Raw genomic sequence first — 12840 nt, 5'->3', positions numbered from 1 at the left:
TTACAAGCCATAGATATCCAACAATTGGATACCTTGATGGCAAGGGCATTAACAGCTAGTTCTTTAGATGAGTTTAGCCAACATCTGCTTTAACCATTGACCCTACCCTAATAGGGATGCGAAGGGCGAACAACCTTTAACCCAACGACACCACAACTCCTAAACTTTCATTCCCAATCCTATCCACTGCTGACAAGGCATAAATTCCTGACTCTAGCGCTATCTCCAGCGTGGATGAATTCAGAATTTTGTACAACCTCCAAACCCCATCTTGTTGTCGATAAAGCGTCCAATAACAAGTTTCTCCATCACAAACTTTCTGCCAACTTAGCTTACCATCTATTGCTCTGACATTACCTGGTTTCTTAGGTGGCTCAGTCTTTAACCACTCCATACTAGGAACAACAGCAGGTTCAGAATAAATAGAGCTTTTGAACTGGTCAACCACCTCTAAACGATTTTCTGTGAATACTTTCATGCTATAGAAAATATTCCCTAGGGAGATTTGAGACCGTAGGTTACGGCTAATTTCAACTTGTTCTTCATACTCAGAAATCGGCCACTCTTCTCCACCTAACTTACTGAGTCTATTCCCAGAATAAATGTGTCGATTTTTAGGATTATTTTCTGTCCACCATTGCAGTAAAACCGGATAACTTTGGGCAGGAGGCTCAATGCGCCAGTAAAGTTGAGGAGCAATATAATCGACCCAGCCTTCTTCTAACCATTTTTTCGGGTCAGCATAGATAGCTTGATATTGATCTAATCCCTTAATTTGAGGAGGTTGTCCAGGACGATAAATTCCAAAAGGACTAATCCCAAATTTAACGGTTGGCTTAGTAGCTTTAATGCCAGTGTAGAGACGCTCAACTATCTTATTCACATTGTCCCTGCGCCAATCCCCCAAACTCAGTTCACCCCCAGCTTCCTGATAAGCTTCATAAGTTTTTTGATCAGGAAAATCTTGATCTTTGATAGGATAAGGATAGAAATAGTCATCCAGATGAATCCCATCTACATCATAACGATCGACTACATCCAGAATCACGTTATAACTCCAGTCCTGAACTGTTTTTACTCCTGGATCCATCCACAATTGCTTACCGTATTGATACACATAGTTTGAATGGGTAACGCTGATGTGAGGCTTGACTTTTGTGGAAACTTGTGATCCTGTTGCAGCGCGGAACGGGTTAAACCAGGCGTGTAGTTCAATATTGCGCTTGTGGCATTCTGCGATCGCAAACTCCAGCGGGTCGTAAAACGGTTCTGGTGCTTGCCCTTGGATACCTGTTAGCCATTCACTCCAAGGTTCTAATTCTGAGGCATATAATGCATCTGCTGTAGGTCGTACCTGTAAAAACATAGCATTGAGGTTAAGTTCCTCAATCCGGTCAATAATCTCGATCAGTTCCTCTTGCTGTTTTTCTGCTGCTAGACCCTTTTCAGACGGCCAGTCAATGTTCCAGACACTGGCAACCCAAACTCCCCGAAACTCTCGCTGATGGCTAACCTCCCTAGTGGTTTGGAAAGCAACCGTGTATTTTGAGTTTAGCTCTGGCACCTGACCCAAATACGTCAAAGCTTGATAGATAAACGCTGCCACATCAGCACGAGTTGCCACTTGAGTGGGTCGCAGTCGCTTGGGATTGGGATAATTGACGATTATGTTAGCATCCGTAGCGCTGGCTATCCTGTCTCGGGCATAACCAGGAATTTTATCCACATCTTGATAGAGTTGGGGTAGCGCTATATTTACATCTGATATGTCACTCAAGGGAAGGTTCAAGCCAGATGCGATCGCTACCAAGGCTTCCACTCGAACAATATTAGCCTCTGGGCGGAAGCGATTACCAGGATAACCCGACATAAAGCCAGTTTCGTAAGCATATTGAATCGCCTGCTTTGCCCAGTGTTTCTGTGATACATCAATAAAGGTCGGAGCAGATCGTTGTTTTTCGGGTTGGGAAAAAGCGTTTTTTAATATGGCAGCAAACTGAGATCGATTCATGGGTAGATTAGGTCGGAATCTGCCATCAGGAAAACCGCTAATCATTCCCTGATTTGCTAAACCTTCAATAAATGGCTTTGCCCAGTGATTTTCCGTATCAGGGAAGCCAGTTTGAGAAGCTACCATAGTTTTATTGCGAGGCATATTGGGGGCTTAACCGCAATTTTAGCCGCAGTATTATAGCAAGTGGCAAATTAATACCAAGTTGCGTTTACAGATACCTTATTCACCGATGGGGAGATGGACAGAGGTCGTGATGGCAGGGTCGTGATGGCAGGGAATAACTATATTGAATACATGAAAAGTCCCTAGATCAGACAGAGTAATTGATGATCTGATTAGGAGCGATGGTAATAATGAGTGATTCAATAGTCTTGCTTTTGAGATCCGATCATCGGTGCCATCCCCTCATCCGAGGATCTCCTCATCCAGTCATTGTCTGCTGGCGCTCGTTGCCATACTTAAGCAATGTCAGGAGGTAGATTGTTAGAATCTGACTTGGGTGCTGACCGGATTTGCTGTAGTTGAGCTTGTATTAAATTTCGTAGGTCCTCTCGAGAGACCTCTGAACCAACCGCTAAATTACCAGGTGTATCAAAGAAAACAGTACTAGTGACGGTGTCGATTGCCAACATCTGAAACAAAATGTGAGTGACTGGCACCCCGCACGCCATAAGTTGAGGATCCCAATCAGAATGAAAATTGGCAGCATCTTGAACAGTCGGAAAAGCATAAATAACATTTTTCTCCAGATCAGGGTTAGCACGATTACTCAGTGTCGTCAACACCCAACCTTGGTCAAGATTTTGGAGAATGTAATATTCCAGATGGTTTAGTTGTGACGCCAGAAGTTTGAGTACTGGAGCGATCGCTTCAATCGCTTGAGGCGTCGTTCCATCTTGTGGGGCATTATCAATCAAATTGTTAATTTGTTCGTCTAATTCCATAGGAGCTATAGGGTGAGGAATTTGGCTGCACATAGTCTAAACCTAAATCAAATTTGTCGAGAGTACGTGTATGTTAGGGTCGTTATTGAATGAAAATCATGATGAGGGAAGTCTGCCTGGGCGTGGAAGGACTATTTGAACTGCTGTATAAAGAACTCCGGCAGTCCACTCGTGCTTCTAAGCAAAACTGCCAGGACGTAGCAAGACGTATCGCTGATGAAGTTAATCGTATTTGCAATGAAAGTAATCGGATTCAAAACTCTGGGGATGTGGACAGCTGGGCTCAAAACCTAGCTAACCATCGTCTCAAGCAAGTTTGTCATTACTACAAACTGGGGTCGCTCCAAGGAAGGGTAGAACTACAGAGTACTCTTAGTGCGATTATCTACCGCTACATTACACCCCATCAAACGCCGACCAGTTACCAGGCGCGGCTGAATATGATTGAAGATTTCTTACAGGGATTCTATGCCGAAGCCTTAAATGCCTTTCGGCGGGAAACCTCCCTGAAGGAAACCTATCGTCCCCGCAGTCTTCTGGAACTATCAGAATATATGGCGTTTACAGAGCGCTATGGTAAACGACGTATTCCTTTACCCGGTCGCCGTTCCCAACAGTTGGTCATTCTACGTGCTCAAACCTTTTCCCAACAGCAACCTCCAGAAACCTCTGTGGATATGGATACAGCAGCGGAAGGAGCAGCACAGGAGTCAGATGCGACTTGGAATGATGCGGCGATTCAGCAGGTGCGGGAGGCAATGGTGTTATCGGATTCTGAACCCCTAGACTCCAGCCTGCGGGAAACTGTAATCAAAGAATTATTTGCCTATCTCGAAGAACGCCAGCAACATGATTGTGCAAATTACTTTACTCTGCGGCTCAAAGACCTGCCAACCAGGGAAATTGAGGAGATTTTAGGCATCAATCCCAGACAGCGGGACTATTTACAACAACGGTTTAAGTATCATCTGATTCGGTTTGCTCTGTCTCACCGCTGGGAATTGGTACATCAGTGGCTGGGAGCAGATTTGGATCGAAATCTGGGGCTAACACCAAAAGAATGGCAACGATTTCAAGCAAAACTGAGCTCCCAACAGTCAGAATTACTTAAACTCAAACAACAAGGTTACTCCAATGAACAAATTTCTAAGACCTTGGGTTGTACACTAAACCAGGCACAGAAGCGATGGTTTAAGTTGCTCGAAATTGCCTGGGATATTCGTAATAGTTCAGTATCCGGATCCGGTAGATCTAAAGATGAATAGTGACATAGATAACAACATGGACGCTTTCTATAGCCGCTTAATGACTTGGCTAAAAGAATCCCGTCCCGCTGCTTCAATACCATCAAGCGGTCAAGTAAACGATACTGTACCTCTGGGTGAGACGACAGCAGCGGATTTTGACTTTGATGTATATCCCCTGGATTTATCAGAATCACTGGACTTGGAAAACTTGAACATTGTCCCTAATCACAATGGCGAAGCGGCTTTAGACCGCATGTGGGTGAATCCACCAGAATCGATCACCCATGATGACCTTACACTAGGCGGTGAAATCCGCCGCTACAACTTGGGAGAGATGTCAACCGTGCAAACTCGTTTCCAGACGCTATTGAAGCGCAAACTACAAGCTCAAATTGAACTTAACCCACCTCTGTTTCCTTGGGAGACAGAACTTTCAGACTATGAAACTGATATTGTTGACGCAATAGCAGAGTCTTGGGTTTCCGGAGTTAGGTTTTGGATGCCACAGTTGTCTAACTTGGCAATACCTACTGCTATACCAGAAAACGTTTTATCTCAATTACTAGAAGCCTGCTCTGAGGCAGTGTCTTCTCAGTATCAGCTAGGAGCTAAACTGGTTACGGCAGTTCAAAAGCTGTTTCCTGAGGAATTCTATGCCCTTAACTCCTGGAGTGGCAGGATCTTGATGACACCTACCCGTTCTCCAGAAGAACAAGTGCAATCCCTACCTTACGAAGAAGCTAACAATGAGCAAAAGATGGTCTTGGCTCTGTTAGCAGCTAAGGAAATTCTTACCACCCTCACCATTCCAGTTTCACCAAATCAAACTCCTGTGGAGCGCCAGTGGGAGACTAGTGCTGGTTTAGTGACTCTGCGAGCCGAATATCATACTGAAGATGGTGTGTCTCAGCTACGGGTCAGCACTCGTTTGCCTAGAGGTGGTAGCTTGACTCTAGGTACACCTCAAGCCTCGGCAAAAGCAGAACGTACCTATCCAGGTTACCTGAGTGTAGAATCCTATGATTTACAACCCAATCAGATTTGTTCTATTGAGATTCGCTTCGATCATGGAGAACAGAAACCTTTGACCTTTGCAATCTGCCCGACAAATTAGTCAGAATACTTGCAGGTTAACAGGTTGCAGGTTAACAGGTTAGTAGGTTGCAGGTTAACAGGTTGCAGGTTAACAGGTTTCAGGTTAACAGGTTGCAGGTTAACAGGTTGCAGGTTAACAGGTTGCAGGTTAACGGCTTAACAGGTTAACAAGTCGCAGGTTATAACCTTGGCCAAAAGGCCACGCGTGCGCGTTCAACATTCCAACCTTCAACATTCCAACCTTCAACATTCCAACCTTTAACATTCCAACCTTTAACATTCTAACCTTTAACATTCCAAGCTTGACATATAACCTATAATGCATCTACCATGTTGAGTCAGTTTTGGCAGCGTCTTGAGGCGAAGCCATTTCCTCCTACAGAGGAGTCGATTTCGTTAAGGGTGTTGGTGCAGGCACTGGTAGTAGTAGGAATTGTGGCTGTTGATGTCGCCGCATCTACCTTCTGGAGTCTTTGGGCAGTACCCTTAAGTATTGTGGGAGCAACCTGGAGTTGGTATCGTCGTCGCCAACGTAACATTGCTCTGAAATTCTTGCTGGCATTGGGGATGTTGCTGGCATTGGGAGCCTTTTTGGGCAATGTGTTCAGTCAGCTCAATGATACCCGCTTGGCTCTAGCTCAGTTGTTAGTTCAGCTGCAAATTCTCCATAGCTTTGACTTGCCCCGCCGCAAGGATTTGGGCTATTCGATGGTAATTGGGCTAATCCTGTTGGGGGTCGCTGGTACTGTGAGTCAGACTCTGGCGTTTGCCCCTCTGTTGTTAGTATTTTTAGCGATCGCATTACCGGTTCTTGTCCTGGATTACCAGTCACGCTTGGGTATATCTACGGTTAAAAAAAGTAATAAATTATACGGTTTTACTCCCAACTCCTCACCCATACCCCTAAAGCGTCTCATTTTATTTATCGGGATAATTATGGCGCTAGGGTTAACCATTTTTGCTCTGATGCCTCGTTTCCCTGGCTATCAAATCCAGATGTATCCCGTCAGTGCTCCTGGGGAAATGGCAAACCGGAGATTTGATTCACAAAATAGGTTAATTGTTAACCCTGGCTATGTAAGTGAAGGGAAACAGCAAGGGGAAAATGGTAGCGGTGGCTCTCAAAACGCTAAGGGTGAGGGTGAGTTGGATGAGACATTTTACTATGGCTTTAATAGCAAGATTAACCAGAATCTGCGGGGAGAACTCAAACCTAAGGTAGTCATGCGGGTGCGTTCTCAAGCACCGGGATTTTGGAGAGTGCTAGCGTTTGACCACTACACGGGTCAGGGTTGGGAAATTTCTCGGGATAATCAGGTCCAGAAAATAACTCGACCAAGCTGGTCCTATCGCTTCCAACTCTTACCTGCATTGATCACAGGTCAAAGGAAAAAGGTAATTCAAACCTATACAGCTGTATCAGAACTGCCCAATCTGATTCCCGCTTTGGCGTATCCTAGCGAATTATTCTTTCCGTCCCGGGAAATAGCTATTGGACCAGAAGGGAGTTTGCGATCGCCTTTAGGTTTAGTAGAAGGACTGACCTATACCGTAATATCAGAAGTTCCATTTCGCGATCGCACTACGTTGCAGCAAGCTGGGGATAACTACCCCAAGTCGATTCAAAACTACTATCTGGATATTCCCCCCCAAATTGCAGTGAGGGTCAGGCAACGTACTGAAGAACTTTTAGCCACTTCAGAGAAACCTCTTACTTCTTCCTATGAAAAAGCCTTGTATCTAGCCCAGGCGGTTAAGCAGCGTTATCGCCTCCCCCAAGACCCCTCACAATTCCCTTTTCTAGAAGAAAATCAAGATTTGGTGGAAGCCTTTCTCTTCAAGTATCAAGGTGGTTATCCCGACCACTTCTCCACCACCCTCACGATGATGCTCCGTTCCATAGGCATCCCAGCCCGATTAGTGGCTGGATTTGGTACTGGTGAATTTAACCCCTTTACTGGGTTTTACATCGTCCGGAATACTGATGCCTATGCCATGACTGAGGTTTATTTCCCTAAATACGGTTGGTTTGCCTTTGACCCCATCCCAGGTCATGAATTGCTGCCCCCCTCCGTCGAGCAATATCAAACTTTTAGTGTCTTGCGCCAGTTTTGGCAGTGGGTAGCAGGTTGGCTCCCCTCACCAATCACTGGTTTACTGAGCAACCTATGGCATTTCACTATTGGTACCATTATCCGAGTATTTGTTGGATTGTGGAAGATGGTATCTAGTGGTTGGTTAGGTATGTTGAGCGGCTTGATATTAGCGATCGCATTTGGTTTTCTGAGCTGGCTAGGTTGGCATCAGTGGAAAAACTGGCGCTATCGTTTCTGGTTGGCAACATTGCCACCAATGGAACAGATTTACCAGCAAATGATCAAGATTTTAGCAACCAAAGGGTATGTCAAACATCCGACTCAAACTCCCCTTGAGTACGCTAGCTGTATAAGTCAAGACCAGCCTAAAGCATCCGCTGAGGTCATTGAGCAGATAGCGCATGCTTATATCCGTTGGCGTTATGGAGGTCACAGACCTAATATTAAACAACTGCGGCGGCGACTGAAGCAGTTTAGCAAAAATAGGTTTAAGGTTTAAGCTTTAAGGTTTAAGCTTTAAGGTTTAAGCTTTAAGGTTTAAGGTTGCTTGAAAGTCAACAGTCAACGGTTAACAAACAGACTTTTCCTTGAATGGGGTTCATCTAAGTATTTATATAATGACTGTTCTTCTACCTGCTGTTGTTTCGGTCGGTTTAATTATCCTGATTGGATTTATTGCTGGTCGCACGTTATCTCTGGACAAGCAAACTCTTTCTCAGCTATCTCTTTATATTCTGGTACCAGCGTTGATCGCAGACAGCTTGTATCGGACAACACTGTCTACCGAAAGCACCACTGGTTTAGTCGCTGGGTTGATCATTACCGCTGTGTTGCTTTACCTACTGAGTTGGGGGTTAGGCAAACTCTTGAAATTACCGGCGATTATCCAAAAAAGCTTTATGGTTGCTGCTATTTTTCCCAATGCTGGAAACCTCGGGCTTCCTCTCAATTCCTTTGCTTTTGGTACACCGGGTTTAGAACGCGCCATAGTATACATGATCACAGCTGCCTTGTTGATGTTTGCTATTTGTCCAGCCTTGCTTAAAGGAGGTAGTATTAGTTCTGGAGTGCGCTTAACCCTAAAACTACCGCTACTCTGGGCAATGTTGGCAGGATTAACCTGGCGTTTATTGGGCTTAAAACTGCCTTTAGGGCTAGATAAGGGTATTCACCAGTTGGGTATGGCAGCAATCCCTATCGATTTAATTGTGTTGGGGATACAATTGTCGCGCACCCGTTTGGTGATAGGACGGTATGAGGTACTTGCGACTACCTTGCGTTTGTTGGTAGCTCCCCTCATTGCCCATACCGTTGGTCAAGCATTGGGACTGGAGGGATTAAATTTACAGGTGTTGGTGTTACAAAGTGCCATGCCTGTAGCCATTAGTACAGTAGTTTTGGTCACTGAGTTTGGGGGAGATGCTCCCTTAGTAGCACGGACAGTGGTTTTGTCTACCTTAGTGAGTTTCCTTTCTCTTCCCCTAGTTTTGTGGGCGACTACTTAGTTAGTATTGATGCATTAATAAGAGCTAAACTAGAGAATCTACGGACATAGAACTGTAAAAGAATTAACAGGATCAGTAATTATCTGGATTACGAAAGCCAGGTTGCTTTGTCATCGTTACATACAGAGATTGTTTCTCTAAAACAAATCGTTAAGGAGCAGATAGCATCAACCGAGTCCCCTAACCGAAAATGTTTAGGTCAAGGCTTGGATGCATCAGCGAAGAGAATTGAAAATGCGATGTTCCTTCGGAACCGCTTCGCGATTGACCGTTCGCAGCAGCGTCGGGCAAAGCCTGAAAGGTCACGCTACGCGATGTTCCTTCGGAACCGCTACGCGAACGCAAAATCTACTACATCTGATAGACCATCCTTTTGAACTAGCGCTTTGTGAATTAAAAGCAGTCATGAATACTCAACTTGCCAGCCCACCTGCTCAACACGACAATTTAAATATCCCTACTCCCCATACCTCATCCTTAAGAGCAATTCCTCTCCCGTTATACCCGTAGGGTTAGCGGGAGACGGGGCGTATAAAGTGCGGACGCAGGTTCCGCACACAGCCCCTCAGGAATTGCGTCCACATATCCAGTTGAAATCTCACATAAAATGGTTTAGAATGTGAGCATGACTGAAAAAGCTTACCGATATCGTTTTTACCCAACACCTGAACAGGAGACTCTGTTGAGGAGAACTCTCGGCTGTGTAAGACTTGTTTACAACAAAGCTCTAGATGCTAGAACCAAAGGGTGGTACGAACGTCAGGAAAGAATAAGCTACAAAGAAACCTCTTCAATGTTGACAGGTTGGAAGACAGAGGAAGATTTATTTTTTCTGAATGAAGTAAGTTGCGTTCCACTCCAACAAGGATTAAGGCATCTTCAAACAGCTTTTACTAATTTCTTCGCAGGTCGTACTAAGTATCCAAACTTCAAGAAAAAGCGGAATGGTGGTAGTGCAGAATTCACAAAATCCGCATTTAAATGGAAAAACGGTCAAATCTATCTGGCTAAATGTTTTGAACCTTTACCTGTTCGCGCTTTGTCGTCAGTTACCGGTAAACTGCAACCCAAGTACCGTCACAGTTAGTTTAGATCCGTCTAATCGTTGGCATGTCTCAATCAGGTTTGATGACCACAGAGACTTAAGTTTGTCTCCCACAGATAAACAAGTTGGCTTCGATCTAGGAATTACCAGTCTAATTACAACTAGTGACGGGGACAAAATTGCCAACCCCAAACATTTTAAAAAGCTCAAGAAGAAACTGACTAAATTTCAAAAGGCTTTGTCTCGGAAACAAAAGGGATCTAACAACCGCTATAAGGCCAGGTTGAAGGTTGCCAGAATACACGCAAAAATCAAAGACGCTAGAAGGGATTTTACTCATAAGCTAACCACTCAACTAGTCAGAGAAAACCAATTGATTGCGTTTGAGGACTTAGCTGTGAAAAATCTGGTAAAAAACCACAAACTAGCTCAAGTGATTAGTGATGCCAACTGGGCGGAAATAATCCGTCAGATCAAATACAAAGCAGAATGGTACAACCGTGAAGCTGTATCAATTGACAGGTGGTTTCCCAGTAGCAAAATGTGTTCTGTGTGCTTAAATCGCGTAGAATCTTTGCCCTTAAACATTCGAGAGTGGGATTGTCCATCCTGTAATACTCGCCACGTTCGCGTAGCGTAGCCCTTCGGGCTAATCGCGATATTAATGCATCAATTAATATTTTGGCGGCAGGGCTTGCCGTGTCAGTCTGTGGAGCGACCGTAAGACCCGAACAGAGCAAATCTCGGAAGGCTGGTGTGAGAAACTCTCCAAAAGGGAGAAGGAAGCAGAAACCTAAGTCGTGAGTCTTAGGAATCCCCCGCTATAATCTCCGATGAGCGCGGTGGGAGGATGTCAAGTGAAGAAGGAGGTATTGTTACCGATACCATTGGGAAGGATGGCAGTATTACCACCTTCGCCATCGGGGAAGAAGGGGGTGCAAGCACAAAGCGCCTTGGGAAAAGAAGGGGCAGACCTGCTCGAAGCTTTGAGTAACAACTTAACTGTTATGGAACAAAAACAACATCTCTGAGGCATTCATCTTGAACCATTGTCAGTGGAAAGAATCTCAATATTGGCACACTTGCCAATTTTTTAGTAATTATAAAGATTAGGGAATATAGCAATCCTAAACAGTTCTTACTCAGAAGCGATGCAGTCGCTCATGGGGGTTTCACCCACTCGCGCTTTGCATGGCTGACACTGAACAACTCAGAACTGAGCACTATTTTTAACGAAAGTATTGTTCACAAATGAATTAGGATTGCTATAGGGAGGAATGTCGCCCTCAAGGGGTGAGCAATCCACTAACAACTCCCTGATCCATTAGCAGCTTATGATTGCAGCATTTAGGCAATTTGTCAATAGGCTGCAGTATATCTTCGGAGTAATATCAGGATGCATTTAACTATAAAATTTACCTGTGCTCAGGGAAATAGAGATTATATTATACCAAAATTAAATTGGCTTAGAGGGTATTTTAAAATCCCAAATTTTTACCAAACAAAGTATGATATTGACTTGATTAGCCACACTATTATCTAGTAAACCGAAACAAAAAAAGAACTTGGGTAATCAGCAGAACAGTATAAATACTAGTTCGTTTTGTTTGGCAATAGATGAATATTTTAATTTTGGGCAATCCTGAAGATACTCACGCTGCACATATCAACCATGCTCTGACTAAGGCTGGAGGCAAGACAAACTATCTTGACACTTCTCTGTTTCCTACTAAATTACGACTATCTTGGCAGCCACACACTAAAGATGGAATTCTCACCCTATCCGATGGATATCAATTACGTCTGAGAGATATTCGTAGCATCTTTTGGCGTAATTTTTCCGGAGTTCAAATTCCCCCAATCAAAAATCCATTACAGCATAGAGTTGCTTTTAATGATGCTATGAGTACCCTAAGAACGTTGATGCAAGGAACCTCAATTCACTGGGTAAACTCATGGCAAGCTTATCAATTGCATAAGGAAAAACCTCTACAATTGAGCAAAGCTGAACAAATGGGTGTAACTATTCCCCATACTCTCATTAGTAATGATCCAGACGCTATCATTAAGTTTACGAAGTCTTGTAAGCAAGTAATTTTTAAGCCAGTCTATGGTGGTGCTCATGTCAAGTTTTTAACAGAACAACATCTACAACCTGAACGACTAAACTTAGCCCTGCGGCTTTCTCCTATAACTATACAGGAGTATATCCCTGGTACAAATATTCGCACCTATGTAATTGGGAACTCGATGTACTCGGCAGAAATTCGCTCTAAGTCTCTTGACTTTCGAGAAGATATCGATGCTCAATTGATTCCGGTCAGGCTGCCAAAGACCGTCCAAGAGCAGTGTAAAGCTATCACTAGAGCGTTTTGGCTCCAGTGGACGGCCATTGACTGGCGTTTAAAGCCAAATGGTGAATACGTGTTTCTTGAAGCTAACCCCAGTCCGATGTTTTTACACTTTGAGCAACAAACTGGTTTCCCTATCACCCAAGAATTAGTTAATCTTCTGATGAGTGATATCAATTGAGTTCTGAGTCGGACACTGCTGAGTTCCGACTCAAAAGTCAAGTCCCTTGACCGTAGGTCACGCTTTCGGCCAAACGCTCCAATTCAAAGTTCAAAATTATTAATTCAAAATGATTCGGACAATTCTATATTTTTAATTTTGAATTAATAATATAGAATTCCCCTGGGGACTTGTACCCAGAATTAATTAGGGCTTGCTGATTAACTCTCAAAGCATTGACAGATAAAGGTTTTAGCCTTTTTGGGTCTCTTTAAGTGCAAGCAAATCGGTCCAAAAAGCTCAAAAAGTTAGGATTTTGGGCAGACAAGGGCAGAAAAATCAAGGGAGAATTCTTCGGACTACCTTCTATATAATTCTCCTAA

10 protein-coding genes and 1 pseudogene are annotated in these 12840 nt (G+C 43.9%); 9 read left to right on the top strand and 2 right to left on the bottom strand.

Annotation, left to right across the window (positions count from 1 at the left end; translation table 11 throughout):
* Positions 1-136: 136 nt before the first annotated feature.
* Together F6J99_RS31805 and F6J99_RS31800 are read right to left on the bottom strand one after the other, a co-directional pair.
* On the bottom strand, positions 137-2137 hold the full coding sequence (locus F6J99_RS31805) for a family 10 glycosylhydrolase (RefSeq protein WP_293118971.1): 2001 nt from the start codon (positions 2135-2137) through the stop codon (positions 137-139).
* Positions 2138-2472: 335 nt separating this feature from the next.
* A complete protein-coding gene (locus F6J99_RS31800) occupies positions 2473-2958 on the bottom strand; it encodes a hypothetical protein (RefSeq protein ID WP_293118969.1) in 486 nt (161 codons plus the stop codon).
* Positions 2959-3059: 101 nt separating this feature from the next.
* Between F6J99_RS31800 and hetZ the strand changes: the two genes are divergently transcribed.
* The 9 genes and pseudogenes from hetZ to F6J99_RS31760 all read left to right on the top strand — a co-directional run bounded on the left by hetZ (position 3060) and on the right by F6J99_RS31760 (position 12478).
* Complete coding sequence (gene hetZ / locus F6J99_RS31795; RefSeq protein ID WP_070396444.1) at positions 3060-4223, top strand: heterocyst differentiation protein HetZ; 1164 nt, start codon at positions 3060-3062, stop codon at positions 4221-4223.
* Positions 4216-5319: a hypothetical protein gene (locus F6J99_RS31790; RefSeq protein ID WP_293118967.1), complete on the top strand. Its 1104-nt coding sequence runs from the start codon at positions 4216-4218 to the stop codon at positions 5317-5319. The genes hetZ and F6J99_RS31790 overlap by 8 nt, the downstream gene beginning before the upstream one ends.
* A gap of 9 nt (positions 5320-5328) precedes the next feature.
* Positions 5329-5460, top strand: a complete 132-nt coding sequence (locus F6J99_RS45770; protein WP_365974640.1) for a pentapeptide repeat-containing protein — start codon at positions 5329-5331, stop codon at positions 5458-5460.
* Between the two features lie 170 nt (positions 5461-5630).
* Entirely contained in the window at positions 5631-7895 is a 2265-nt protein-coding gene (locus tag F6J99_RS31785; protein ID WP_293118965.1) for a DUF3488 and DUF4129 domain-containing transglutaminase family protein, read from the top strand.
* A 118-nt stretch (positions 7896-8013) separates the two neighbouring features.
* Entirely contained in the window at positions 8014-8901 is an 888-nt protein-coding gene (locus F6J99_RS31780; protein ID WP_293118963.1) for an AEC family transporter, read from the top strand.
* Between the two features lie 234 nt (positions 8902-9135).
* Positions 9136-9411: a hypothetical protein gene (locus tag F6J99_RS31775; protein ID WP_293118961.1), complete on the top strand. Its 276-nt coding sequence runs from the start codon at positions 9136-9138 to the stop codon at positions 9409-9411.
* A 115-nt stretch (positions 9412-9526) separates the two neighbouring features.
* A pseudogene (locus F6J99_RS31770) lies at positions 9527-10750 on the top strand (RNA-guided endonuclease TnpB family protein).
* A gap of 29 nt (positions 10751-10779) precedes the next feature.
* Positions 10780-10977 (top strand): hypothetical protein, encoded by a 198-nt coding sequence (locus tag F6J99_RS31765; RefSeq protein ID WP_293118959.1) that lies wholly within the window; start codon positions 10780-10782, stop codon positions 10975-10977.
* 586 nt (positions 10978-11563) lie between these two features.
* On the top strand, positions 11564-12478 hold the full coding sequence (locus F6J99_RS31760; RefSeq protein WP_070390891.1) for an MvdC/MvdD family ATP grasp protein: 915 nt from the start codon (positions 11564-11566) through the stop codon (positions 12476-12478).
* The last annotated feature ends 362 nt before the right edge of the window (positions 12479-12840 follow it).

The organism is Moorena sp. SIO4G3 (genome assembly GCF_010692305.1).
Classification (GTDB): Bacteria; Cyanobacteriota; Cyanobacteriia; order Cyanobacteriales; family Coleofasciculaceae; genus Moorena; species Moorena producens_A.
The sequence above is the reverse complement of the archived record's forward strand: the minus strand, read 5'-3'. Positions and strand labels throughout refer to the sequence as shown.